This window comes from Dactylosporangium fulvum, assembly GCF_025137375.1.
Lineage (GTDB): Bacteria > Actinomycetota > Actinomycetes > Mycobacteriales > Micromonosporaceae > Dactylosporangium > Dactylosporangium fulvum.
This window is the reverse complement of sequence record NZ_CP073720.1, coordinates 2,354,280-2,378,446: the sequence shown is the minus strand read 5'-3', so window position 1 is coordinate 2,378,446 and position 24,167 is coordinate 2,354,280. Positions and strand designations below refer to the sequence as shown.

At 72.8% G+C, this 24,167-nt stretch carries 22 protein-coding genes; 13 read left to right on the top strand and 9 right to left on the bottom strand.

Annotated elements, in window-relative coordinates:
- Positions 1-54: 54 nt before the first annotated feature.
- From atzF to Dfulv_RS11065, 5 genes are all read left to right on the top strand, one after another.
- On the top strand, positions 55-1,812 hold the full coding sequence (gene atzF, locus Dfulv_RS11085; RefSeq protein WP_259862677.1) for an allophanate hydrolase: 1,758 nt from the start codon (positions 55-57) through the stop codon (positions 1,810-1,812).
- Positions 1,809-2,501 (top strand): biuret amidohydrolase, encoded by a 693-nt coding sequence (gene biuH / locus Dfulv_RS11080; RefSeq protein ID WP_259862676.1) that lies wholly within the window; start codon positions 1,809-1,811, stop codon positions 2,499-2,501. Before atzF ends, biuH begins: the two co-directional genes overlap by 4 nt.
- A 15-nt stretch (positions 2,502-2,516) precedes the next feature.
- The gene (locus Dfulv_RS11075; protein ID WP_259862675.1) at positions 2,517-3,197 is read left to right on the top strand and encodes a cysteine hydrolase family protein; all 681 of its coding nucleotides are present in this window, start codon (positions 2,517-2,519) and stop codon (positions 3,195-3,197) included.
- A 4-nt stretch (positions 3,198-3,201) separates the two neighbouring features.
- Complete coding sequence (locus tag Dfulv_RS11070; protein WP_259862674.1) at positions 3,202-4,857, top strand: SulP family inorganic anion transporter; 1,656 nt, start codon at positions 3,202-3,204, stop codon at positions 4,855-4,857.
- Between the two features lie 71 nt (positions 4,858-4,928).
- Positions 4,929-5,315 carry an AtzH-like domain-containing protein gene (locus Dfulv_RS11065; RefSeq protein ID WP_259862673.1) on the top strand — a complete coding sequence of 129 codons (387 nt, stop codon included), beginning with the start codon at positions 4,929-4,931 and terminating at the stop codon, positions 5,313-5,315.
- Between the two features lie 25 nt (positions 5,316-5,340).
- On the opposite strand, the gene Dfulv_RS11060 is transcribed toward Dfulv_RS11065, so the two are convergent.
- From Dfulv_RS11060 to Dfulv_RS11045, 4 genes are all read right to left on the bottom strand, one after another.
- The gene (locus Dfulv_RS11060) at positions 5,341-5,916 is read right to left on the bottom strand and encodes an HdeD family acid-resistance protein (protein WP_259862672.1); all 576 of its coding nucleotides are present in this window, start codon (positions 5,914-5,916) and stop codon (positions 5,341-5,343) included.
- 46 nt (positions 5,917-5,962) lie between these two features.
- Positions 5,963-6,244 carry a chaperone modulator CbpM gene (locus Dfulv_RS11055; protein ID WP_259862671.1) on the bottom strand — a complete coding sequence of 94 codons (282 nt, stop codon included), beginning with the start codon at positions 6,242-6,244 and terminating at the stop codon, positions 5,963-5,965.
- Positions 6,241-7,197: a DnaJ C-terminal domain-containing protein gene (locus Dfulv_RS11050; protein WP_259862670.1), complete on the bottom strand. Its 957-nt coding sequence runs from the start codon at positions 7,195-7,197 to the stop codon at positions 6,241-6,243. The genes Dfulv_RS11055 and Dfulv_RS11050 overlap by 4 nt, the downstream gene beginning before the upstream one ends.
- A gap of 99 nt (positions 7,198-7,296) precedes the next feature.
- On the bottom strand, positions 7,297-8,007 hold the full coding sequence (locus Dfulv_RS11045) for an Hsp20/alpha crystallin family protein (protein WP_259862668.1): 711 nt from the start codon (positions 8,005-8,007) through the stop codon (positions 7,297-7,299).
- A gap of 187 nt (positions 8,008-8,194) precedes the next feature.
- Here Dfulv_RS11045 and Dfulv_RS11040 point away from each other — a divergent pair, with 187 nt between their 5' ends.
- Both Dfulv_RS11040 and Dfulv_RS11035 read left to right on the top strand, forming a co-directional pair.
- Entirely contained in the window at positions 8,195-8,590 is a 396-nt protein-coding gene (locus Dfulv_RS11040) for a DUF2267 domain-containing protein (RefSeq protein ID WP_259862667.1), read from the top strand.
- 241 nt (positions 8,591-8,831) lie between these two features.
- Positions 8,832-10,163 carry a hypothetical protein gene (locus tag Dfulv_RS11035; protein ID WP_259862665.1) on the top strand — a complete coding sequence of 444 codons (1,332 nt, stop codon included), beginning with the start codon at positions 8,832-8,834 and terminating at the stop codon, positions 10,161-10,163.
- Here the strand turns inward: Dfulv_RS11035 and Dfulv_RS11030 are convergent.
- Positions 10,138-10,746, bottom strand: a complete 609-nt coding sequence (locus Dfulv_RS11030; protein WP_259862664.1) for an AN1-type zinc finger domain-containing protein — start codon at positions 10,744-10,746, stop codon at positions 10,138-10,140. The two genes, Dfulv_RS11035 and Dfulv_RS11030, sit on opposite strands and share 26 nt — an antisense overlap.
- Positions 10,747-10,952: 206 nt before the next feature.
- On the opposite strand from Dfulv_RS11030, the gene Dfulv_RS11025 reads away from it, so the two are divergent.
- From Dfulv_RS11025 to Dfulv_RS11015, 3 genes are all read left to right on the top strand, one after another.
- The gene (locus Dfulv_RS11025) at positions 10,953-11,699 is read left to right on the top strand and encodes an esterase/lipase family protein (protein WP_259867607.1); all 747 of its coding nucleotides are present in this window, start codon (positions 10,953-10,955) and stop codon (positions 11,697-11,699) included.
- Between the two features lie 446 nt (positions 11,700-12,145).
- Positions 12,146-12,703 carry a DUF3105 domain-containing protein gene (locus Dfulv_RS11020; protein ID WP_259862663.1) on the top strand — a complete coding sequence of 186 codons (558 nt, stop codon included), beginning with the start codon at positions 12,146-12,148 and terminating at the stop codon, positions 12,701-12,703.
- 5 nt (positions 12,704-12,708) lie between these two features.
- A complete protein-coding gene (locus Dfulv_RS11015; RefSeq protein ID WP_259862662.1) occupies positions 12,709-13,626 on the top strand; it encodes a septum formation family protein in 918 nt (305 codons plus the stop codon).
- 34 nt (positions 13,627-13,660) lie between these two features.
- Here Dfulv_RS11015 and Dfulv_RS11010 read toward each other — a convergent pair whose 3' ends face one another.
- The 3 genes from Dfulv_RS11010 to Dfulv_RS11000 all read right to left on the bottom strand — a co-directional run bounded on the left by Dfulv_RS11010 (position 13,661) and on the right by Dfulv_RS11000 (position 18,188).
- Positions 13,661-14,608: an SWIM zinc finger family protein gene (locus tag Dfulv_RS11010; protein ID WP_259862661.1), complete on the bottom strand. Its 948-nt coding sequence runs from the start codon at positions 14,606-14,608 to the stop codon at positions 13,661-13,663.
- Positions 14,605-14,892, bottom strand: coding sequence for a YciI family protein (locus tag Dfulv_RS11005; RefSeq protein WP_259862660.1), 288 nt, complete (start codon positions 14,890-14,892; stop codon positions 14,605-14,607). Before Dfulv_RS11005 ends, Dfulv_RS11010 begins: the two co-directional genes overlap by 4 nt.
- Positions 14,893-14,966: 74 nt before the next feature.
- Positions 14,967-18,188, bottom strand: a complete 3,222-nt coding sequence (locus Dfulv_RS11000; RefSeq protein ID WP_406567959.1) for an SNF2-related protein — start codon at positions 18,186-18,188, stop codon at positions 14,967-14,969.
- A 128-nt stretch (positions 18,189-18,316) separates the two neighbouring features.
- Here Dfulv_RS11000 and Dfulv_RS10995 point away from each other — a divergent pair, with 128 nt between their 5' ends.
- Positions 18,317-21,475: a penicillin acylase family protein gene (locus Dfulv_RS10995; protein WP_259862659.1), complete on the top strand. Its 3,159-nt coding sequence runs from the start codon at positions 18,317-18,319 to the stop codon at positions 21,473-21,475.
- Positions 21,476-21,674: 199 nt separating this feature from the next.
- Here Dfulv_RS10995 and Dfulv_RS10990 read toward each other — a convergent pair whose 3' ends face one another.
- Positions 21,675-22,217: an AAA family ATPase gene (locus Dfulv_RS10990; protein ID WP_259862658.1), complete on the bottom strand. Its 543-nt coding sequence runs from the start codon at positions 22,215-22,217 to the stop codon at positions 21,675-21,677.
- Between the two features lie 95 nt (positions 22,218-22,312).
- Here Dfulv_RS10990 and Dfulv_RS10985 point away from each other — a divergent pair, with 95 nt between their 5' ends.
- Positions 22,313-22,807 (top strand): hypothetical protein, encoded by a 495-nt coding sequence (locus tag Dfulv_RS10985; protein WP_259862657.1) that lies wholly within the window; start codon positions 22,313-22,315, stop codon positions 22,805-22,807.
- Between the two features lie 336 nt (positions 22,808-23,143).
- On the top strand, positions 23,144-24,154 hold the full coding sequence (locus tag Dfulv_RS10980) for a LacI family DNA-binding transcriptional regulator (protein ID WP_259867603.1): 1,011 nt from the start codon (positions 23,144-23,146) through the stop codon (positions 24,152-24,154).
- The last annotated feature ends 13 nt before the right edge of the window (positions 24,155-24,167 follow it).

Here is a 24,167-nt window from a genome sequence, read left to right as displayed (position 1 = left end):
GATGCGTTACACGGCGGGCCGGTCCGTGTAACAGGACTGTCGACAATCGACAGTATGACCGCCACGGCCACCCGCACCGGCATCACCGCCCTCCGTGAGGCGTACCTGAGCGGCGAGCTGACCCCGGCCGACGTCGCCGAGCAGGTCGCCGCCGCGCCCGCGCCGCCCGCGGTGTGGATCACGAAGGCCGGCCCGGACGCGCTGCGCGCCCGCGCCGCCGAGCTGCGCCGTCTGGACCCGGCCGGCCTGCCGCTGTTCGGGATCCCGTTCGCCGTCAAGGACAACATCGACGTCGCCGGCCTGCCGACCACCGCCGCGTGCCCCGCCTTCGCGTACGTCCCGCAGCGCCACGCCCCCGTCGTCGAGAAGCTGCTGGCCGCCGGTGCGATGCTCGTCGGCAAGACCAACCTCGACCAGTTCGCGACCGGGCTGACAGGCTCGCGCTCGCCGTACGGCGCGGTCGAGAGCGTCTTCGGCGGCGGCCTCATCGCCGGCGGCTCCAGCTCCGGCTCGGCGGTCGCCGTGGCGGCCGGCCTCGTCGCGTTTTCGCTCGGCACCGACACCGCCGGCTCGGGCCGCGTGCCGGCCGCGTTCAACGGCATCGTCGGGCTCAAGCCGACCCGCGGCCTGCTCAGCACCGTCGGCGTGGTGCCCGCCTGCCGCTCGCTCGACTGCGTCTCGGTCTTCACGCGGGACGTCACCGACGCCGCGGCGGTCCTCGAGGTGGTGCGCGGGCCCGTCGCGGACGATCCGTGGTCCCGCGCCGCGGATCCGGAGGTCGTACCTCCGGAGGCCGTGCGCCTCGGCGTCGCCCGTCCGGAGGCGCTGGACTTCGAGGGCGACCGCGGGCAGGCCGAGCGGTACGTCGCCGGCTGCCTCGCCCTGGCCCGGCTCACCGGCGCGGCCGAACAGGTGGACCTCGCGCCCCTGCTGGAGGCCGGCAGCCTGCTCTACCAGGGGCCGTGGGTCGCCGAGCGGCTGGCCGACCTGGAGCCGTTCCTGCGCGACCACGCCGATCAGATCCTGCCGCTGACGCGCGGCATCCTGCAGGGCGGCCGGCGGTTCACCGCGGCGGACACGTTCCGCGCGCAACACCGGCTGCGCGAACTGCGGGCCGTGACCCGCCGGCTCTTCGAGCGGATCGACGTGCTGGCCCTGCCGACCGTGCCGACGACGTACACGCTCGACGAGATCGCCGCCGAACCGCTGCGGCGCAACGCGATCCTCGGCAGGTACACCCAGTTCGCCAACCTGCTCGACCTCGCGGTGGTCACCGTACCTAACGGACGGACCCCGGACGGCCGGCCGGCGAGCCTCTCCCTGATCGGCCCCGCGTTCAGCGAGGCGACCCTGCTGGCGCTGGCGGCCGCGCTGCACGGCGAACCGGCGGCACCGGCGGCGGCATGGGACCCGGCGGCGGGCACCGTCGAGCTGGCGGTCGTCGGGCACCACCTGCGCGGCGAGCCGCGCAACGCGGAGCTGGTCGCGCTCGGCGGCCGGTTCGTCCGGACCACCCGGACCGCGCCCTGCTACCGGCTGTTCCGGCTGCCGGTCGGCGACGCCGGGCTGCCCGGGCTGGTGCGGGTCGCCGACGGCGGCACCGCGATCGAGGTCGAGCTGTGGCGCGTGCCGGCGACGGCGCTGGGCGCGCTGCTCACGAGCGTTTCCGCACCGCTGTCGATCGGTCACGTGTCGATCGCCGGCGGCGGCGTCGTCCCCGGGTTCCTGTGCGAGGCGTACGCGGCCCGGGACGGCCGGGACATCAGCGCCGGCGGCGGCTGGCGCGCATTTCGCAAGGAGGAGGCGGAATGAGTGCAACCATCGGCCCGGTCGTCGGCGCGAAGCCGTACGCCTGGCCCTACGACGGCTCCGTGCCGGTCGGCCGTACGGCGCTGCTGTGCATCGACTGGCAGACCGACTTCTGCGGGCCGGGCGGCTACGTCGACAGCATGGGTTACGACATCGGCCTCACCCGGGCGGGCCTGCCGGCGACCGCGAAACTGCTCGACCACGTCCGCGGCCTCGGGATGCTGGTGGTCCACACGCGCGAGGGTCACGACCCCGACCTGTCCGACCTGCCGCCCAACAAGCGGTGGCGCTCCGCGCGGATCGGCGCGGAGATCGGCTCGACCGGCCCGTGCGGACGGATCCTCGTCAAGGGCGAGCCGGGCTGGGAGATCGTGCCGGAGGTCGCCCCGGCGCCGGGCGAGGTCGTGGTCGACAAGCCCGGCAAGGGCGCCTTCTACGCCACGAACCTCGACCTGGTGCTGCGCACCCACGGCATCACCCACCTGATCCTGACCGGCATCACCACCGACGTGTGCGTGCACACGACGATGCGCGAGGCCAACGACCGCGGGTACGAGTGCCTGATCCTCTCCGACTGCACCGGCGCTACCGACCCGTCCAACCACGCCGCCGCGCTGCACATGGTGACCATGCAGGGCGGGGTCTTCGGCTGCGTCGCCACGTCGGCCGACGTGATCGCGGCGACGGCCTGAACAGGAGCGTCCACTGTGGCCACTCTCGAAGCACTCCCCGGACCGTTCACCTTCGACCCGGCGACGACGGCGCTGCTCGTCATCGACATGCAGCGCGACTTCATGGAGCCCGGCGGCTTCGGCGAGACGCTCGGCAACGACGTCTCGCAGCTGCGGCGCACGATCGCGCCGACCGCGGCGCTGCTGGCCGCGTGCCGCGCGGCCGGCCTGACGATCATCCACACCCGGGAGGGGCATCTGCCCGACCTGTCCGACTGCCCGCCCGCCAAGCTCAACCGCGGCGACCCCGGCATGCGCATCGGCGCGCCCGGGCCGATGGGGCGGATCCTGATCCGCGGCGAGTACGGCCACGACATCATCGACGAGCTCGCGCCGGCGCCCGGCGAGCCGGTCGTCGACAAGCCCGGCAAGGGCGCCTTCTACGCCACCGGGCTCGGCGAACTGCTGACGTCACTCGGCGTCCGCAGCCTCGTCGTCACCGGCGTCACCACCGAGGTCTGCGTGCACACCACCGTCCGGGAGGCCAACGACCGCGGCTACGAGTGCCTCGTGCTCTCCGACTGCGTCGGCTCGTACTTCCCGGAGTTCCAGGAGACCGGCCTGAAGATGATCGCCGCGCAGGGCGGCATCTTCGGCTGGGTCGCCGACTCCCCCACCTTCATCGCGGCGCTCCAGCCCACTCTGCAGAGGACGTGACGTCATGGCAACGAACACCGCATTACGGGTCCCCTGGTGGGTCCGCGGCGACACCAATGCGTTCTTCGGCTTCGGCGTCAACGTGCTCGTCAACGTCCTGACGCTGACCTCGCTCTGCCTCTTCGTGGTCAAGCTCAGCGAGCGCGACGTGTTCCACGCGATCCTGCCGGCGCTCGGTATCGCGCTCGTCGTCGGCAACGTCTACTACACGTTCCTCGCGCGGCGCCTCGCCCGCCGGGAGCACCGCACCGACGTCACCGCGCTGCCCTACGGGCCGAGTGTCCCGCACATGTTCATCGTCATCTTCGTCATCATGCTGCCGGTGTACCTCAAGACGCAGAACGCCACCCTCGCCTGGAAGGCCGGGCTGGCGTGGGCGTTCATCATCGGCGTGATCGTGCTGATCGGCGCGTTCGTCGGCCCGTACATCAGGAAGTACGCGCCACGGGCCGCGCTGCTGGGCACCCTGGCCGGCATCTCGATCACGTTCATCTCGATGCTGCCGGCGGCCCGGATGTGGAACCTCGCCTGGGTCGCGCTGCCGGTGTTCGCACTGCTGCTCATCGGCCTGCTCACCGACACGAAGCTGCCCGGCAACTTCCCGATCGGCCTGGCGGCCCTGCTACTGGGCACCGCGATCGGCTGGATCGGCGGCGCGATGGACGGCAACGCGGTGAGCGCCGCGGTCGACGAGATCGGCTTCGCCCTGCCGGGCCTGCATCTCGACCTGCTGTTCTCCGGCCTGTCCGACGTGGCGCCGCTGCTCGCGACCGCGATCCCGCTCGGCGTCTACAACTTCACCGAGGGCATGTCCAACGTGGAGAGCGCCGCCGCGGCCGGTGACCACTACAACCTGCGCAGCGTCCTGCTCGCCGACGGCGCGGGCGCCATCATCGGCTCGGCGCTCGGCTCGCCGTTCCCGCCGGCGGTCTACGTCGGCCACCCCGGCTGGAAGAAGGCCGGCGGGCGCAGCGGCTACTCGATGGCCACGGGCATCGTCATCGCGCTGCTGTGCTTCCTGAGCATGTTCGGCCTGCTCGGTGCGGTGTTCCCGCTGCCGGCGATCGTGCCGATCCTGCTCTACATCGGCCTGCTGATCGGCGCGCAGGCGTTCCAGTTCTCCCCGAAGGCCCACGCGGCGGCGGTCATCGCGGCGCTGGTGCCGAACATCGCCCAGTGGGCGACCAGCCAGATCGACAACTCGCTGGCGGCTGCCGGCACCACGGCCGCACAGGTGGGCTCGGCGGCGCTGGAGGGCAACGGCGTCGTGTACCACGGCCTGCTGGTCCTCGGCCAGGGTGCGATCCTGGCGGGCCTGGTGCTGGGCTCGGTCGTGGCGTTCATCATCGACAAACGGTTCGTCCACGCCGGTGTCTTCGCCCTGGCCGGCGCGGTGCTGTCGTTCGTCGGCCTGATCCACGGCGAGCAGGTGGAATGGAACGCCAACGGCCCGGTGGCCCTCGGCTACGTGTTCATCGCGGTGGTGTGCGGCCTGTTCGCGCTGACCAGGCCCGAGCCGCGGCCGAAGGACCCGGACGAGCTGGAGCTGGACCGGCTGGAGGCCGGTCCGGCCGGGGCGGCCCTGCCGCCGGCGCCCGCACCGGAACCGGCCGCAGTACCGGTCGCAGCACCGACCGCGGCACCGGCCGCGCAGCGTTAGGAACCGCCGCTGATCCCGGTGTGGTGGTCTCGGGACCACCGCACCTGGATCGGCTCACGCAGGGAGACCGCATGGACGTCAACCGCAGTGAGGTCGTCGCCGAGGTGGCCGCCGCTTTCGCCGCCTACGAGAAGGCCCTCGTCGCCAACGACACCGCCGCGATGGCGGACGCGTTCTGGGACTCGCCGGCCGTGGTGCGGTTCGGGATCGGGGACCGGCAGGACGGCGCCGAGGCGTTGCGCGCCTGGCGGGAGTGCCAGCCGCCGCTGCCGGCCGGGCGGCGGCTGTTCGACACGAGGATCACGGCCTTCGGCGGCGATCTCGCCGTCGTCACGACGATGTTCGACTACCCCCGGCGGGAGGGCCGGCCGGGGCGGCAGTCCCAGACCTGGGTCCGTCTCCCCGCCGGCTGGCGCATCGTCCACGCCCACGTCTCCCACGAGACCGGGGCGCCCTGAGCCGCGCTTCCTCAGTGCGCTTTTCTCAGTGCGCGGCGGCCATCCGGCCGCGGCCGGAGCCCTGGTGGGACAGCTGGTAGGCGGCCACCAGGAGCAGGATGCCGCTGATGATGGCGTAGACACCGATCGCCCACGCGATGGCCAGCGCGCCGGCCGCGGGGCGCACCATGATGAACAGGCCGGCGACGATGGCGATCGCGCCGACGAGGGCCAGCGACCAGCCCCCGTGCTGGCGGGTCGCCAGCCACAGGTCGGACAGGCCGATCAGCACCGCCCAGACACCGACCAGGATGGCCAGCGCCACCGCGGTGATGCCCGGCCACACGATCGCCATGATCCCGACGACGATGCCCACGACCCCGGCGACCGCCCGGGCGATCCGAGGTCCCTTGCCGTCGGCGAAGCCGGTCACCGGGTTCGACGGGCCGGTTGCGGGGCGCATCGCGTGCACCAGCTGCTCGATGCCGGTGACGATCGCGAACACGCCGAAGAGCAGGGCCAGCGCGATGACCGTGACCCCGGGCCACACCACCGCGAGGATGCCGAACACGACGGCGAGCACCCCGCGGATACCCAGCAACCACGCTTCTCTTCTCAGCATCACGTCCTCCTTGCCGTGCGAGAGATTCAGAACACCGAAGGACCGCTCACGACCGCCGCAGGCGGTCCTCCAGCTCGTCGATGCGGTCGAGCAGGTCGAGCACCACGCCGACGGCGGCGTAGTTGAGGGGGAGCCCGGCGTGGAGGCGCCGGACGCGGGCCACGGTCGTCAGCTGGGTCACCGTGAACCACTGCTCACCGTGCGCGTCCACGGCGGGCTCCACCAGGCCGAGTGCGACCAGCCGGTGCACCATCTCCGGGTGCAGGCCGGCCATCTCGGCGAAGCGTTCGAGGGAGAGGTACGGCAGCGGCGCGAGCGCATAGGTCATGGCGCACCCCGTCCCGCCTCGCGTGGGTCGAAGGTCGACTCGGCGGCCAGTTCCTCGAAGAGCTGCCGCTCCCGCCGGGACAGGTTGCCCGGCACCACGATCCGTACCTCGGCGAACAGGTCGCCGGGGGTGCCCCGCGGGTTCGGCACGCCTTGCCCGCGCAGCCGTAGCCTCCTCCCGGACGACGACCCGGCCGGCACCTCCAGGCGGACGTCGCCGCCCGGCGTGCCGACCGGGACGACCGCGCCAAGAGCCGCCTCCCATGGGCTCACCGGTAGATCCACCATCACGTCACGCCCTTCCACCTTGTACCGCGGGTGCGGCGCCAGGTGCACCACCAGGTACAGATCGCCGGGCCGTCCGCCCCGCGCCCCGGCCGCACCCTGCCCGGCCAGCCGGATCCGCTGGCCTTCGACGACACCGGCCGGGATGTTCACGCCGTACTGCCGTGGCCGTCCGGCCGGGCCCGGCATCGTGATCCGGCGCCGGCCGCCGAGGTATGCGTCCTCGACGCTGATCGTCAGTTCCGCCTGGGTGTCCGCGCCCGGCACCGGCGTGGAGCCGAGCCCGCCGCTCTGGTAGCCGCGGAAGCCGCCCCCGAAGCGGCCACCGAACCGCCCGCCGAACAGGCTGCCGAGCAGATCCTCAAGATCGATGTCCACTGTGGACCGGGACGGCGGCGCATGCCGCCGCCCGGTGTCGCGCGGGCCGGCGTCGTCGGGCGCCTGCCGCCACCCGGCGCCGAACCGGTCGTACTTGCGACGGCTGCGCGGGTTCGACAGGACGTGGTACGCCTCGCTGATCTCCTTGAACCGCTCCTCGGCGCCCGGCTCCCGGTTGACGTCGGGATGGTGGCGACGGGCCATGGTCCGGTATGCGCGCTGGATCTCCTCGGTGCTCGCTTCGCGGCGGACACCGAGGACTGCGTAGTAGTCACGGATCTCAACGGGCATCTGGCGACCTCCCGCCGCACGTGTCCGACACCGTCCGTGTCCGGGCACCGGCAGTCATGAACCGAAGTCGTGCGCCTGTGCGCCCGGCGGATACCGGCCTCACGCCATGGAGCTGCGGCCGACCTGCCCGGTACCGCTGCTGCCGGTGCCGCTGGAGCCCATCTGCCGTCCCGTGGAGCCGGGCCGGGACTGGCCCTCTTTCATCTGCTTCGCCTGCGCCGCCGGGGTGCTCACCCCGCCGGGAGTGCCGGATCCGGAGCCGCCCTGCCCGCTCGCCGACCCACTCGCCTGCCCACTCGCCGGCCCACTCGTCTGCCCGGAGGAGCCGGCGGACCCGGCGGGCCGGGCCGACGGCTCGCCACTGATCGCCTTGCGCTGGTGCACCTCGATCCGCCGCGCCAGGGCCTCTTGGACCTTCGGCGCCCGGATCGACAGCACGCCGTTGTCCAGCTCGGCGTCGACCCCGTCCGGGTCGACGTCGCCGGGCAGCGCGATCAGGAACTCGAACTCGCCGGTGCGGCGCGCGTGGTGGCGCAGCGTCCCGGTGCGGGGCTTCTCGGTGTGCTTGCCGAAGACCCGGATCTCGTTGTCCCGCAGCTCGATCTGCAGGTCGTCGGCCCGCACGTTCGGCAGGTCCAGGTCGATCAGGAACGCGTCCTCGGTCTCCTCGATGTCGACCGGGACCTGACCGGTGCCCGAGATGCCGAACCCGGCGCCGAAGCCGGTGCCGAGGCCGTGGCCGTACCCCGGGGTGCTCAGGGACGGGAACACGCCGAGCGGGCGGCGGGGGCGGCTGACCAAGATTGTCATCGTGCGTCTCCCAACGGTGGGGCAGCGATGGAGCCGCGGAGTGATCGGTGTACGCAGCCATGCTGGAAGGAGTGCGGGTGACACGGTCCCACCCGGACCGGATGACCGGCGCCCGGCCGGCCGGGCGATGCCGTCCGTCCTCCGCGAGTGATGGCCGCTCACCTACGCGCCCGGCAGCGTTCGCGGCATGTACGAAGACGTGTTCATCGCGGAGGTACGCGAAAAGGCTGGACTCCCTGGCGCCGAAGACGCCCGCCGCGCGGTGCGCGGAGTGCTGCACGCCCTGGCGAACCGGCTGCCCGACGGCTGGGTGCACCACCTGGCCGCGGAGCTGCCACCGACGCTGGCCGAGCCGCTCTGGTCCTATCAGCACCTGTACGACCAGGAGATCCACCTGGACTTCCTGGCCGACGTGGCCGCGCGGACGAAGGTGCCGCCGGCCGACGCCGAGCGTGTCGCACGGGCGGTGTTCGCCACCGTGGCGAGCGTCTGCGACCCGGCCCTCCTGCGGCGGATCTACCAGCCGCTGCCGAGCGACGTCGTGGTCCTCACCGAGTCGGACTCGTCGCTGCTGCCGGTGTGAGCCGCACCGGCACTGCCGGAAGCATTACCCTTCCACAATGGTCCCTGGGAGCGTGGCGCGGCCGCGCTCCCTTGCCGTGGCAGCCTCGCCGTGTACTGCCCCTTCCGGAGCTCTGCCTGGTCGTCCTGGTCGGCCCGGATGCGTCCGGACCCCGCCTGTGTCGCGCCGATGACGAAGGTGCTGGCCGCGTTCCGGTGACGGCTACCATTGGCGATCGGTCGAGACACTGGAGGCTGCACAGGTGAACGGGCGCGAGCAGGTCGAGACGCTGCGCTTTCCGGGCCGGGAGTTCGACCCGGTGACGGGCGTGGCCCGCTTCCACTACGCGCTCGGTGACCTCGTGCTCACGGAGACGGTCGACTTCGGTCCGCCGTCCGTGATCCACCCCGCCCTCGACCGGGTGCTCGACCTGCTCCACGTCGCCGCGTCGACCTCCTACTACAAGATCGCCGCGCCGCCACGGGTGGAGCTGGGGTTCCCCCTCGCCGAAAAGGCGCTGCCCTGGGTGACGGCGCTGTTCCGCGAAGGGCTCGGCGAGTTCGCCTACCGCAACGATCTTCCCTACGTCCTCGACCTGCCGATCGTGCCGGGTCCCTTCGCGGAGCCGCCGGCCGAGATCCACGAGCCGTCGGGCCCGCCGCTGTCCGCGGTCGGCGGCGGCAAGGACTCGATCGTCAGCATGGAGGCGTTGCAGTACGGCGAGCTCGACCCCGTGCTCTTCGCCGTCAACCCCAACGCGATCATCCGCAGCGTCATGGCGGTCTCGCCGCAGCCGGTCCGCACCGTCCGGCGCACGCTCGACCCGCGGATGCGCGAGCTCAACGCCGCGGGGGCGTACAACGGCCACATCCCGGTCACCGCGATCAACTCGCTGATCGCCGTCGCCACCTCGCTGATGCACGGCCTCGGCCCGGTCGTCATGTCGAACGAGAGCTCGGCCTCGGTGCCCAACCTCAGCTGGCTCGGCCGGGACATCAACCACCAGTGGTCCAAGGGGCTGCCCGCCGAGGCGCACCTCCGCGACGCGCTGCTCGCCCACGCCGGCCTCCAGGAGGCGTATTTCTCGCTGCTGCGCGGCCTGTCCGAGCTGCACATCGCCGCGCTGTTCGCGAAGTTCACCACCTACGACGCGGTCGTCACCAGCTGCAACGCGGCCTTCAAGCAGCGCGACGCGAGCGAGCGCTGGTGCGGCCACTGCCCGAAGTGCCGGTTCGTGTTCCTGGCGCTCGCCCCGTTCACCGGCCGGGAGCGCCTGGTGGGCATCTTCGGCACCGACATCTTCACGGATCTCTCCCAGCTCGAGGGGTACCGCGAGCTGATGGGCCTGACGGCCCACAAGCCGTTCGAGTGCGTGGGCGAGATCGAGGAGTCGCTGGTGGCGCTCCGCCTGCTGGCCGAGCACCCGGACTGGCGCGACGCCCCGATCGTGCGCGCGCTGGCCGACGAGGTGGTCGCGACCTCGGGCCGGCTGGCGGACGACGCCGAGGTCGACGCCGCCTTCCGGGGCGACGCGCCCAACCTGGTGCCGGCGAGATACCTGGCCGCGCTCAGGAAGCTCGGCGAGCCGCGATGAGGTCCCGCACCGCCTTGACGATGCGCGGGATCTCCTTGCGCTCCAGCTGTGTCCAGCTGTCGCCGTAGGGCGCGTCGCGCACCAGCGTGGCGATGCCGTCGGCCACCCGGCAGCGGGTGACGGCCCGCGCGACCATCGACACCGGATAGCCACCGCCGGGATGGGCCAGCAGGCCGGTCGTCCAGTCGCGCGTCTCCGGGATCTCCTGCATCTCGGTCCAGGCGAACTTCCCGACCACCCACAACCCGCCGACCTCGACCTCGTCGATCTCCTGCCGCTGCCGGCCGAACCGCTGCGGCACCCAGCGGACGCGCTGCTCGACGATCGGCAGCGGCGCGACCCCGGCGGCGTAGAGGTCCAGGGCGGCCTGCCCGGAGAAGAGCCACCGCCGGTCCTGGTCGACTGGCGCGGCGGCCGCCGGCACCTGCTGCCGCCGGCCGAGGCACGGCAGGCACAATGCCGGATACCCCTCGCCGGTGACCTCGTTGTGCGCCTGGTGTGACATGCAGAAGGCGCGGCCGCACTCCCGGCAGCGCCCGATCGCCAGCACCCCGCAGTCGTCGATCGCGCACTCGGCAGGCATGCGGCGACCCTACCGCAGGGCCATCGACGTCGCTCTCCGGATCGCTCTCCGGATCGCTCTCCGGTGTCGCCGCTCGCGCCGGGCGGCTGTTCGTTCCGTGCTTCGTCTTCACAGTCTCGTTACCGTGCGGTAACTTCTCATCCACGGCCGTGCATCCACATCCGCTGTTCCCCGCCAGGAACGACCCGGAGGAGGTGGAGCAGATCATGCTGCTCCGCAGCATCACGGCCGTGTTCGCATGCGCCGCCGTCGTCGCGCTGCCCTCGACGGCCCACGCCGCCACCACCGCCACCACCGCAGCCGCTCCCCAGCAGCACCCCGTCATCGTCGTCGCCGGGCTCACCGGTGTCGCGGCGGCCTACGAACCCCTCGCCGGACGGCTGCGCGGCGACGGCTACCAGGTCTACATCTACCAGCTGCCCGGTCTGGGCTTCGGCGACATCGCCGCCTCGGCCGGCGCGCTCGCCTCGTACGTCCGGCAGCTCGGCTTCGCGAAGGTCGACCTCGTCGGGCACTCCGAGGGCGGTCTCGTCTCCCGTTACTACCTCAAGAACCTCGGCGGCACCGCCGCCGTCGGGCGCTACGTCAGCCTGGGCACCCCGCAGTACGGCACGGCGATCGCCAGCATCATCCAGACGCTGGGGCTCGGCACCTGTGCCGGGATCGTCGCCTGCCAGCAGATGGCGGTCGGTTCCACCTTCCTCACCGCGCTGAACGCCGGGGACGACAGCCCGGGCGACGTCCGGTACACCACCGTCCGGACGCTGCAGGACGAGCTGGTCCGGCCCACCGGCAACGCCGCCATCGAGGGCGCGGCGAACGTGCTGATCCAGTCGTACTGCCCGCTGCGTGTGGTCGGGCACCTCGGCCTGGTGCTCGACGGCACGGTGTACTCCGTCGTCCGCAACGCCCTGCGCGACGAGCCGATCCGGCCGAACTGCTTCGCGGTCTGAGCCGCCCCGCATTTGTGATGTGGCTGCCGGAAACCCACCGGCAGCCACATCCTTCACATTCCGGTAGGGTCGGGCACATGACGGGCCCGTATCCGCCGCAGGAACCGAATCCGCAGTTCCCGCCGCCCCCGCCCGCACCGCAGGGGTTTCCACCGCCCGCGCCGCCGGCACCAGGGTCACCACCGCCCGGATTCGAGCCGCCCGGATTCGAGCCGCCCGCACATCACCAGCCCGCGCCGCAGCCGCCGGGGTTCCCGCCGTCCGGGCCGCAGCCGCCGGGATATGGGGCACCCGGGGGCCAGCCACCGGGATTCCAACCATCCGGGTTCCAGCCATCCGGGTTCCAGCCGTCCGGATATGCGGCGCCCGGACATGCGGCGCCCGGGGGCCAGCCGCCGAAGCAGGGCAACCGCGGGCTCGTCGTCGCGCTCGTCAGCATCGTCGGCGTGCTCGCACTGCTCTGCGTCGCCGGGATCGCCGGTGTCTTCTGGTTCCTCCGCGACGACGACACGCCGCTGCTCGGCGGCGGCTCCGACGACATCCCGGGGCTCGTCGACTACCGCAAGGACCACCCGGACTGGCTGTCCCGGGACCACCGGCCGCAGGAGGAGGACATCGCCTATCCGATGACCCCGCCGGCCGGCGGCCCGCACCACCCGCAGTGGCAGCAGTGCAACGGCGACGTCTACACCGCGCCGATCGACAACGGCCGCGCGGTGCACAGCCTCGAGCACGGCGCCGTCTGGATCACCTACCAGCCGGACCTGCCGTCGGCCGACGTGGAGAAGCTCGCCGCACGGGTGCGGGGCAACGACTACATGCTCCTCAGCCCGTATCCGGGCCAGCCCGCCAAGGTGTCCTTGCAGGCGTGGGGGTACCAGCTCCAGGTGTCCTCTGTGGACGACAAGCGCATCGATAACTTCGTCGAGCGGTACCGGCAGACCGCGACCCTGGAGCCCGGCACGCCGTGCAGCACCGGCTTCACCGCGACCGAGGGCGGCTGAGCCGCGTGCGGCCGGCGTCCGGTGTCGCACTGCTCGCGGTCGTGATGCTCGCCGGCGGCTGCGGCCGGCCCGCCGGCACCGACGGCGACCTCGTCGACTCGTGGCCCAGCCAGCCGGCGGCGTCCTACTCGCCGCCGCAGGTCGGCGCCTGCCTGGCCGGCGGCGCGGTGAGCGCGTTCGAGCCGACGGCGGCGCTGCTCAGCGTCGTGGACTGTGCCCGGGAGCACACCGTCGAGGTCGTCGCGGTCGGCACGTTCACCGGGCCGGCCGCCGCCGCGCCGGCGCCGCCGGCCTGGGACAGCGACCCGAGCCGGGCGGCCTACGCGGAGTGCGACAAGGCGGCGACGGCGTATGCCGGCGGCGACTGGCACACCGGCCGGCTGTTCCCCTTCTATTCGGTACCGAAGGAGCCCGCCTGGCAGGGCGGCGCGCGGCAGTACGTCTGCGGCCTGGCCGAGGCGGAGGACGACCTCTTCGCCCCGAAGGCGCGCACCGACAGCCTGAAGGGCGGCCTGCAGGGCCAGCGGCCGTTCGCGCTCACCTGCGTGCGGCTCAAGGGTGACGACGTGTCGCCCGAGGGCTTCTACCGCTCGGTCGACGCGGTCACCCCGGTCGCCTGCGCCGAGCCGCACGACACCGAGTTCGTCGGCACGTGGACGGCCCCCGCGGGGGCCTACCCCGACGCCAAGCGGCTCAACGAGATCGTGAGCGACGGCTGCTACGGCCGGATCGCCACGTTCCTCGGCATCTCCCAGCTCCAGCTGTACGAGCGTGGCGACGTCTACACCTTCTGGACCGGCCTGACCGCGAGCCAGTGGAAGCTCGGCGACCGCGTCGCGCACTGCTTCCTCAACGTCGCCAGCAAGACCCTGCTGCGCGGCTCGGTGAAAGGCCTGGGCACCAAGCCGCTGCCGGTCGCTTGACCGCGGCGTCGCGTCAACCGCGGGCTGAGGGGACTCAGCGGTACCAGGAGCGCAGGACGCGAAGCAGCTCGGGGCCGCCGAGTGCCGGGCCCGGGGTGGGCAGCTGCCGCAGGAGCAGGTCGCGCTCGGCCACCGCGACCGGCTCCGGGTCGGTGACCGGCACCGGCGGCACCCAGAACCGCTCCAGCTCGACCTCCGGCTCGGTGAGCTCCGCCAGGACCCGCGCGGTCCTGGTGGGCAGCGGCGCTGCCCGCGATGGCTCGGCGCCGGTGTCCGCAAGCGCGGCCGCTTGTGCCGCCTGTGCCGGCACGGCCGCTCCGCCGAGCGCTGCCGCACCCGCACCCGCGACGGCAGCGGCTTCGGCGGCTTCGGCCGGTGCGGCCGAGTCGGCGCCGGTGCGCAGCTCGCGCAGGTTGGCCAGCAGCGCGTCGCGGGCCCGGCCGCGCCACAGCAGGATCTGGAACGGGTCGGCGTCGAAGCGCTCGGCGAGCAGATAGAAGGTGGCCGCCAGGTGTTTGCACGGCACCGCGGAGTCCGGGCACGAGCAGTGCAGGCCGAGATCGGTGATCCGCGCCGGGAACAGCGGCGCCCCGGCTCCGGTGAACACGTCCTCGACGTGCGGCGGCAGCTCCCCGGCGAGGAGCTTGGCCGCGCCGAGGGCCTCGGCAGCGAGGGCCGCCTCGACCCGCGCCCACACGTCGCCGGGGAAGACGGCGAGACCGATCCGTGCCTCATACGGCTTCGGGCGGGATCCCTGCACGGTCGCCTCGACCGCGCCGGGCGTGATGTCCAGGCTGAGCACCTGGCCGGCCCGGGCGTAGTTGCGGCCCCGCGTCAGCCTGGTCCCCAGCGCGAACGACTCGAGCACCGCCAGGAAGCGCTTGGACCACCAGCTCGACCCGATCGCGCCGCGGGTGCTGCGCGCCCGGATGCCGCCCTCGACGCGGAGGGTGCGGTTGCCCCAGTGGTCCGGCCGGGTCAAGACTGGAGCCGCTCCAGGCCGGGCGCCACCTTGCGGGGCACGAACTCCACGATCGTGTATTCGGCGAGCCCCTTCTGCTTGAACGGGTCGAGGGCGAGCCGCGCCTCGAGCTCGAGCCGCTCCAGCCCGGCCGCGAGAATGACCCCGCCCGTGCGCGGCACCTGGGCGCCGGAGGCCAGGAAGACCCCGTCCTCGTACTGCCCGTCCAGCCACTCCCGATGGGCGTCAACGGCCTCGTCGATGCGGTCGATCTCAACCAGGTAGCTCAGCGTGATCACGAACACCCCGGCAGTCTACCCGCGACGGCGCCACCCGGCTCGGTGACGCGGTAGCGGTGCTGCTCGCCCCTGCTGCCGTGCTATTCCACGACCGCGCCGGCTTCCAAGGCCAGCAGCGAGCGGAGCTCGGTGGTGGACAGCTCGGTCAGCCACTGCTCGCCGGCACCGACGATCTTCGCCGCCAGGCCGCGCTTGTCCCGGATCATCGTGGCGATCTTCTCCTCGACGGTGCCGGCCGTGACGAACTTGCGGACCTGGACCGCCCGCCGCTGGCCGATGCGGAACGCCCGGTCGGTCGCCTGGTCCTCGACCGCCGGGTTCCACCACCGGTCGACGTGGATGACGTGGTTGGCGGCGGTCAGCGTGAGCCCGGTGCCGCCCGCCTTCAGGGACAGGACGAACAGCTGCGGCGCCGCCGCGTCGGCCGACTGGAACCGCGCCACCAGCGCGTCGCGGGACGCCTTCGGCAGCCCGCCGTGCAGGAACGCGACCTCTCGGCCGAACCGTGCTGAGAGGTGGGCGCGCAGCATGCCGCCGAACTCCGCGTACTGCGTGAAGACCAATGCACGTTCGCCGGCCGCGAGGACCTCGTCGAGGATCTCCTCGAGGCGGGCGAGCTTGCCACTGCGCCCGGCCAGGCGGCTGCCGTCGCGCAGGGCGTGCGCCGGGTGGTTGCAGACCTGCTTGAGCCGGGTCATGGTGGCCAGGACCAGCCCCCGGCGCTCGATGCCCTCGCTGCGCTCGATGCGGGCGAGCATGTCGTCGACGACTGCCTGGTACAGCGACGCCTGCTCGCGCGTCAGATTGCACAGGACGTCCATCTCCAGCTTCTCCGGCAGGTCGGAGATGATGCCCCGGTCGGTCTTGAGCCGCCGCAGCACAAACGGCTGGGTGATCCGGCGCAGCCGCGCGGCGGCCTCCTCGTCGCCGTGCCGCTCGACCGGCTCCGCGTAGGTCTCCTTGAACCTGCGGGCCGTGCCGAGCAGGCCCGGGTTCGCGAAGTCCATGATGGACCACAGATCGGCGAGCCGGTTCTCGACCGGTGTGCCGGTCACCGCGATCCGGTGCCGGGCGGGCAGTTGCCGCACCGCGACCGCCTGCTTCGTGGCGGCGTTCTTCACCGCCTGCGCCTCGTCGAGCACCAGCCGGTGCCAGTGCATGGCCTTCAGCGCGGCGGCGTCGCGGGCGGCGATCGAGTAGGTGGTGATGACGAGGTCGGCCGCGGCGACGGCGGCCCGGAAGTCGGCGCCCCGCGCCCGTTCGGCGCCGTGGTGGACGTGCACCCGCAGGTCCGGCGCGAACTTCGCGGCCTCCCGCTGCCAGTTGCCGACGAGCGACATCGGGCACACCAGCAGCGTCGGCCCGGGCGCCTTCCCGGCCAGCAGCGCCAGCAGCTGCACCGTCTTGCCCAGGCCCATGTCGTCGGCGAGGATGCCGCCGAGGCCCGCGGATTCGAGGAAGCCGAGCCAGTTCAAACCCCGTTGCTGGTACGGCCTGAGCGCCCCCCGGAACCCGTCGGGCACCCCGACCGGGCGGATCCGCAGCTCCGTCTCCCCGCAGAGCAGGTCCCCGAGCCAGCCGTCCGCGGTGACCTCGACGATCGGCAGGCCGCCGGGCCCGCCGTCGGCACCGCCGGCGACGTGCAGCAGGTCCGCCACCGTCATGGCGTCCCCGGCGCCGGGCTCGGCGGCCTGCCGCTGGATGATCTCGAGCCCGGCCGCGAGCCGCCGCGGGTCGAGCTCGACCCACTGGCCGCGGAGGTTGACCAGCGGCGCCTTGAGGTCGGTGAGGCGGCGCAACTCGTCCTCGGTCAGCGGCTCGTCGCCGATCGCCAGCTCCCACCGGTAGTCGACGACCGCGTCGAGGCCGATCCCGCTCGCGGCGGCGACGGTGCCCGGGGCAGTCGTCGACGAGCTGCGCGCGGTGAGCCGCACGCCGAGGCGGGCGGACGGCCTGCGCCACCAGCCGGGCAGCAGCACGCCGAACCCGGCGGCGGCCAGCAGCGGCGCGCTCTCGCTGAGCAGCTGGTGCGCACCGGCCGCGTCGAGCGTGAGCGCGGACGGGCGCGCGGCCCGCAGCGCGTCCTCCAGCGCCGGGTAGAGCCGGCTCGCCCGGCCCAGCTCGGCCAGCAGTGTCTCCTGCGGCGCGGGGATGTGCCGTTGCAGGGCCTTCAGCGCGCCGCGGGACCGCCAGACCCGTTCCGCGCCGACGACGAGGCTGGGCTCGTCGGCGGCCTGGAGCGCGAACTCGAGCCGCCACTGCCGGTCGCCGGTCGCGGTCTCCTCCCCCGGCTCGGTGGGCTCGGGCGGCTCGACGAGCGTGAAGCAGGCCCGGACGGCCCCGCCGACGGCGTCGGCCTGCCAGGTGCCGAGCTCGGCCCGCAGCGCCGCGACCTCGGCGTCCGGCACGCCGTGCAGCTGCCGGTCGGTGCCGGTGAGCGCGGTGAGCCAGGCGCCGGCGGCGCCGGGGACGCGGTGGCGGGCCGCCGGCAGCATCGCCCGGGCGGCCGCGTCGACCAGCGTGTCGAGGATGTCGGTCAGGACCGCCGCGCGCGTGGCCCCCGGCTCGGCGGCGAGGACGGCCTGCGGCATGGCGAGGGCGAGGGAGCGGGCGTAGGCGGCGTCCCGGCCGGTGAGCACGGGAAGCCAGCGAGCCTCGGCCCGGGCGCCGGCTCCGGCCCCGCCCGGTTCCCCACCCGGACCGTGTTCCCTGCCCGGACCGTGTTCCCTGCCCGGACCGTGTTCCCTGCCCGGACTGGGTTCCCCACCCGGACCGCCGGGCCGGGCCAGGCCGGGCAGGAGACGGCCACGGGTGACCAGGCCGGCGGCGAACCCGGCAACCGACGTGAACCAGCGTGTCGAGTCGGCGCAGACGAACTCGCCGTCCGCGTCCAGCAGTGCCAGGGCCGACCGGAGCAGGCCGAACGCGTCGTCCGGGCCGTATTCGACGGTCTCGACCGCCCAGTCCTCCAGCCGCAGCGCGGCGTTGCCGGCGGGCGGGTCGAGCGCCGACACGGCCGACGGGGACACCTCCGGCAACCCGCTGCGGGTCGGCAGGCGCAGGGTGCGGACCGCGGACTCACCGGCACCGTCGTCGAGCCGCAGCCCGCGCACCACGAACGGGTGCGGGGCCGCCCCGGCCCGGCGCCCGGATCCGCGCCCGGCGGTGCGCGGCGGTGCCGGAAGGCCGGGGTCCTCGGCCCAGAGGCAGAGCCGGCCCGGGAGCCGATCCTGGAGCCGACCCTGGAGCCGGCCCTCGAGCGAGCCGGCGGGAGACGCCCAGAGCGCGTGGACCACGAGCACCCACGAAGCCTAGTGGAGGCGGCCAGGGCTGCCCTTCTGAACCTCTATCCAGTGACCCGTGTCGTTGTTACCATCCGGTAATCCGAGTCATTTTCATGTTGACTCGCAACCCCCGGAAGGGATCCGCCATGTCCCGACCCGTAGTCAGACCTGCCCTCGGACGCGCCCTCGTGGCGCTTCTCCTCACCGCCGGCGCGCTGGTCGCGCTGCCCGTTCTCGACCGGACCGCCGCCCAGGCGGCCGTCCTGCCCCCGAACGACTACTGCCTCGACGAATGCGACGACATCCTGCCGCCAGGACAGAACGGCAATGCCACGCTCGTCGAGATCCTGGCCCACCAGGCCCTCGGCACCCGGCCGGCGCACTCAGCCGATCAGCTCGGCAAGTACGCGAACCTCGTCTCGGCCTACACCGGCCTCACCACCGAGCAGATCGACCAGTTCTACAACAGCGCCTCGTTCGGTGTGCCGGCCGGCCAGGTGGAGCGCAGCTACAGCCCACGCGCCGACGTGACGATCGTGCGCGACAAGGGCCTCGGCGTGCCGCACGTGACCGGCACGACGCGGGCCGGGACGATGTTCGGCGCCGGCTACGCCGGGGCCGAGGACCGGCTGTTCGTCATGGACCTGCTGCGGCGGGTCGGGCGCGGGCAGCTGACCCCGTTCGCCGGAGGTGCCCCGGGCAACCGGGAGCTGGAACAGTCGATCTGGCGCAGCGCCCCCTACACCGAGGCCGACCTCCAGGCGCAGGTCGCCGCGCTGCAGGCGAAGGGGCCGCGCGGCGCGCAGCTCTACACCGACGTGCAGGACTACATCGCGGGCATCAACGCCTACATCGCGGCGTGCATGTCCGCGCGCAACTGCCCCGGCGAGTACGTGCTGACCGGCCACCTCGACGCGATCACCAACGCGGGCGGCCCGGAGCCGTTCCAGATGACCGACCTGATCGCGATCGCCGGGGTCGTCGGCGGCCTGTTCGGCGGCGGCGGGGGCGGTGAGGTCGAGTCGGCGCTGGTCCGGGTGACCGCGCGGGCCCGCTACGGCGCCGCCGAGGGCGACCGGCTGTGGGCGGCCTTCCGCGCGCAGAACGACGAGGAGGCGACGCTCACCCTCCACAGCGGACAGACGTTCCCGTACGGCTCGGCGGATCCGGACGCGGCCGGCGTGGCCCTGCCCGACCCGGGCTCGGTGACCGCGCAGCCGGTGGTCTTCAACCCGGCGGGCTCGGCGACGACCACCGCCGGGGTCAAACCGGGCGCGGCGACGAAGCGCGGCATGTCCAACGCGGTGGTGATCGACGCGGCGCACTCGGCGACGGGCAACCCGATCGCCGTGTTCGGGCCGCAGACCGGATACTTCTCGCCGCAGCTGCTGATGCTGCAGGAGCTGCAGGGCCCGGGGATCAGCGCGCACGGTGTCGCGTTCGCCGGCCTGAACCTCTACGTGCTGCTCGGCCGGGGTCAGGACTACGCGTGGAGCGCGACCTCCGCCGAGCAGGACATCACCGACACCTACGCGGTGCCGCTGTGCAACACCGACGGCTCGGCGGCGACGCCCGCCTCCGAGGCGTACCTGTTCCGGGGGCAGTGCACGCCGATGGAGAAGCTCACCCGTACCAACTCCTGGAAGCCGACGGTCGCGGACTCCACGCCCGCCGGCTCATACCAGCTGGTGACCTACCGGACGAAGTACGGCCTGGTGGCGTGGCGCGGCACCGTCGCCGGGCGGCCGGTCGCGTTCACCCAGCTGCGCTCGACCTACCGGCACGAGGCGGACTCGGCGATCGGGTTCCAGGCGTTCAACGACCCCGCCGCGATGGGCTCGCCGGCGCAGTTCATCGCCTCCGCGTCCGACGTCGGCTACGCGTTCAACTGGTTCTACGTCAACTCGACGAGCACCGCGTACTTCAACTCGGGCAACAACCCGGTGCGCAAGGCCGGCGCCGACCCGAACCTGCCGACGAAGGCCGAGCCGGCCTACGAGTGGTCGGGCTGGAACCCGGACACCAACACCGCCGACTACGTCCCGGTCGCGCAGCACCCGCAGTCGACCGGCCAGGACTACTTCGTCAGCTGGAACAACAAGCAGGCCCTCGGCTTCAGCGCCGCCGACGGCAACTTCAGCTTCGGCGCCGTGCACCGGGCCGACCTGCTCGACCGGCGTGTGAAGGCCGCCCTGGCGAACAACGGCAAGCTGGACCGCGCCGGCGTGGTGCGGCTCGTCGAGGACGCCGCCGTCACCGACCTGCGCGCCGAGAGCCTGCTGCCGGAGCTGCTGCGGATCCTCGGCAGCACCGGCGACCCGGCGGTCACCAAGCTCGCCGCGTGGCAGGCCGGCGGCGCGAAGCGGGTCGAGACGTCGCCGGGTTCCCATGTGTACCAGCACGCGGACGCGATCCGGATCTTCGACGCCTGGTGGCCGAAGCTCGTCGCCGGCACGTTCCGGCCCGGGCTCGGCGACGACGTCTACACCGCGCTCACCGGCGCGCTGCAGATCGACGAGTCCCCGTCCGGCTTCACCGGCCCGACGAGCGCCGGCTCGCTGAACCAGAGCCAGAGCCACAAGGGGTCCGCGTTCCAGTACGGCTGGTGGGGGTACCTCGACAAGGACCTCCGCGCGGTCCTCGGCGACCCGGTGCGCAGCGGCCTCGGCCGCACGTACTGCGGCAACGGCGTCCTGGCCGCGTGCCGGCAGGTGCTGACCTCGACGCTCGCGGCGGCCGTCGCCGAGCCGGCGGCGACGACGTACCCGGGCGACAAGTACTGCGGCGCCGGCGACCAGTGGTGTGCGGACACCGTCATCCAGTCGCCGCTCGGCGGGATCACGCACGACAAGATCTCGTGGCAGAACCGGCCGACCTACCAGCAGGTGGTGTCGTTCCCGGCGAAGCGCGGCGACGACATCACCAACCTGGCGCTCGGCCGTAGCGTCTCGGCCAGCGGCACGCAGCTCGGCTTCTCCACCGGCGCGGCGGTCGACGGCAACCCGACGACGCGGTGGGCCAGCGGGTGGAGCGACAACCAGTCGTTCACCGTAGATCTCGGATCCGCCCGTACCGTCCGGCGGGTCATCCTGCGCTGGGAGGCGGCCTACGGGTCGCGGTACCGGATCGAGGTCTCCGGCAACGGCAGCTCGTGGACGACGGTGTCGACGGTCGACGCCGGCAACGGCGGCACCGACAGCGTGGTGTTCGCCCCGGTGACGGCGCGGTACGTGCGGATGGTCGGCGTCGACCGCGCCACGAGCTACGGCTACTCCCTGTGGGAGCTGGAGGTGTATGCACGGTGACGCCCGGGGGAGTCGACCTCCCTGGCCGGCTCCCCCGCGGCCCAGGTGACGCGCGTCCCCGCCCGGCTGAGCACACACGTCTCGACGAGCACGTGCTGGGCGAAGCCGGGCGGGGGCGCGGACAGCGAGCGCTCGGCCGCCCGTCTCGGCCGGCCTGTCTCGACCACCCGTCTCGGCCGCCTGTTTTTGTCCGCCGGCCTCAACCGTCCGGGGCCGGCCGGCCGTCCCGCCAGTCCTGGATCAGCGCCTCGACCTCGTCGGCGACCTCGTCCGCGGTCAGGTCGTCGGTGTCCACGACGGCACCGCCGCGACGCAAATCGTGCCGGGCGACGAGGTACGTGCCGAGGTTGTCGAGCCGCCAGCCCTGCGGGTCCGGGTCCGTGTCGGACTCGATCCGCTCGACCAGCACCGGCGGCGACACGTCGAGGAGCACGTGCCGCACCTCGTGGCCGCGGGAGCGCAGGCCCGCGAAGATCTCGTCGAGGTACTGCCGGCGCAGCACCGTCATCGGCACGATGAGCGGGTCGGCGCCGCGGGCCTGCCGGGCGGCCACGGCGACGGTGGCCGAGCGCCAGGCGGGCAGGTCCTGGTAGTCGCCCTGCCGGACCAGCCCGACCGTGCGCTTGAGGACCCAGCCGATGCGCTCCGGGTCGAAGGCACGCGCCTGCGGCTCCCTGCGGCACAGCTCGGCGGTGAGGGTGGTCTTGCCGACGCCGAACGGGCCGTTGATCCAGACGATCACGCACACCACTCCCGGTGGGGTCGGGTTGCCTTCCTTCCAGGATTTTCGCAGCCGCCACGGAGCGGGATACCAGTCCCGGGCGCGATACATGAAACATGAACATCGCGACCCTCCCCCAGCGCACCTCGTCGACCCTCGACCGGATCACCGTCCTGCTGGTGACCGGCGGGTCGCGGTTCGGCGACCTGGCCCGGCACCTGCCGTGCGACTGGCGGGTGGTCCGGCGCCGTCAGCTGCCGACCGGCGAGGAGCGGAACCTCCACGGGTCCGGTCGCCACGGGTCCGAACTTCACGGGTCCGGGCACCATGAGGCTGATGTCCATGAAGCCGATGTCCATGAGACTGATGTCCATAAGGCCGATGTGCCGGAACCCGACATCGTGGTCCTGGACGCCCCCGCAGCGAAGACGGTGACGGCGGCCTGCCTGCGCCATCCGGCGGCGGCGATCGTCGCGGTCCTCGACCCGTACAGCGACCACCAGGACGTGGTCGACGTGCTCGAAGCCGGTGCCGACGCCTGCGTGCGTTCGAGCACCTCGGCCGTCATCGCGGCGCATGTCGAGGCCTGCCGGCGACGCCAGGCCGCATAGGAGTTTTGGCGTTTCCCACAACATATTCAAGAGAGCGCTCTCAGACAATTCCGTGATTGACATTGAGCTTGTCAGCGGCCAGGATGAATCGAGTCTTGAGAGCGCTCTCCGGCCCTCCGCAAGGGAGTGGACACCGCCCTGGTGAACACCGCCCGGTGTGGCCCGGGTGACCGGCGGATCGTGACCGGCGAAATCGTGATCAGGGTGTAACCGGTGTGAGGGTGCGACGGGCGGTGGAGCGGCATGCTCCATCGCCCGTCTCTTTTGTGTATTCCACATCGCCACACTTGGGTCATTATGGTGCGGCGGACAGATATGGGGGACGCCAGAATGGTGATGTCGGGGCGGGACCGGCCGACACTCGAGAACGTCGCGCAACGCGCGGGGGTCTCGCGTGCGACCGCCTCCCGCGTGGTCAACGGATCAACCTCCGTCGCGCCGCACATCCGCGACAAGGTGCTGAGCGCCGTCGAGGCCCTGGGCTACGTGCCCAACCAGGCCGCGCGCAGCCTCGTCACCCAGCGGACCGACTCCATCGCCCTGGTCGCCTCCGAGACGACGAGCCGGGTCTTCTCCGACGACCCCTTCTTCTCCGGGGTCATCCGCGGCGTGAGCCTCGAGCTCGAGGCCGTCGACAAGCAGCTCGTGCTGATGATGGTGGGCCCCTCCGGGCCGAGCCACGACCGGGTCGAGCGCTACGCGACCGGCGGCCACGTCGACGGCGCGATCATCTTCTCCATGCACGGCGCCGACCCGCTGCCCGAACGGCTGAGCCGGGCGGGCGTGCCGGTGGTCTGCAACGGCCGGCTGCTGACCCAGTCGACGGTGCCCTACGTCGACGTCGACAACGAGGCCGCCGCCCGGGACGCGGTCAACCACCTGCTCGACACCGGCCGGCGGCGGGTCGCCACGATCGCCGGGCCGCAGGACATGAGCGCCGGGATCGACCGCCTGAAGGGCTACCGGGCGGCGATGCAGGACGCGAGCCGGCGATCGCTGGTCGCGGTCGGCGACTTCACCCGGCAGTCCGGCGCACTCGCCATGAGCCAGCTCCTGGAGGACGACCCGACACTCGACGCGGTGTTCGCCGCCTCCGACGCCATGGCCGAAGGTGCACTGCGGGCGCTGCGGCAGGCCGGCCGGCGGGTGCCCGACGACGTGGCCGTGGTCGGCTTCGACGACATGGACTTCGCCCGGGACACCGAGCCGCCGCTGACCACGGTCCGCCAGCCGATCACCGATCTGGGCCGGATGGCGGCGCGACAGGTCCTGCGCATGACCGCCGGCGAGCAGATCGAGCCGATCCTCCTGCTGCCCACCGAGCTGGTGAAGCGCGAGTCGGCCTGATTCTGGCAAAGTA

Coding starts and splice junctions, on each gene's coding strand:
- atzF (WP_259862677.1), top strand. CDS start 55: ATGACCGCCACGGCCACCCGCACCGGCATCACCGCCCTCCGTGAGGCG.
- biuH (WP_259862676.1), top strand. CDS start 1,809: ATGAGTGCAACCATCGGCCCGGTCGTCGGCGCGAAGCCGTACGCCTGG.
- Dfulv_RS11070 (WP_259862674.1), top strand. CDS start 3,202: ATGGCAACGAACACCGCATTACGGGTCCCCTGGTGGGTCCGCGGCGAC.
- Dfulv_RS11065 (WP_259862673.1), top strand. CDS start 4,929: ATGGACGTCAACCGCAGTGAGGTCGTCGCCGAGGTGGCCGCCGCTTTC.
- Dfulv_RS11060 (WP_259862672.1), bottom strand. CDS start 5,916: ATGCTGAGAAGAGAAGCGTGGTTGCTGGGTATCCGCGGGGTGCTCGCC.
- Dfulv_RS11055 (WP_259862671.1), bottom strand. CDS start 6,244: ATGACCTATGCGCTCGCGCCGCTGCCGTACCTCTCCCTCGAACGCTTC.
- Dfulv_RS11050 (WP_259862670.1), bottom strand. CDS start 7,197: ATGCCCGTTGAGATCCGTGACTACTACGCAGTCCTCGGTGTCCGCCGC.
- Dfulv_RS11045 (WP_259862668.1), bottom strand. CDS start 8,007: ATGACAATCTTGGTCAGCCGCCCCCGCCGCCCGCTCGGCGTGTTCCCG.
- Dfulv_RS11040 (WP_259862667.1), top strand. CDS start 8,195: ATGTACGAAGACGTGTTCATCGCGGAGGTACGCGAAAAGGCTGGACTC.
- Dfulv_RS11030 (WP_259862664.1), bottom strand. CDS start 10,746: ATGCCTGCCGAGTGCGCGATCGACGACTGCGGGGTGCTGGCGATCGGG.
- Dfulv_RS11025 (WP_259867607.1), top strand. CDS start 10,953: ATGCTGCTCCGCAGCATCACGGCCGTGTTCGCATGCGCCGCCGTCGTC.
- Dfulv_RS10995 (WP_259862659.1), top strand. CDS start 18,317: ATGTCCCGACCCGTAGTCAGACCTGCCCTCGGACGCGCCCTCGTGGCG.
- Dfulv_RS10985 (WP_259862657.1), top strand. CDS start 22,313: ATGAACATCGCGACCCTCCCCCAGCGCACCTCGTCGACCCTCGACCGG.
- Dfulv_RS10980 (WP_259867603.1), top strand. CDS start 23,144: ATGTCGGGGCGGGACCGGCCGACACTCGAGAACGTCGCGCAACGCGCG.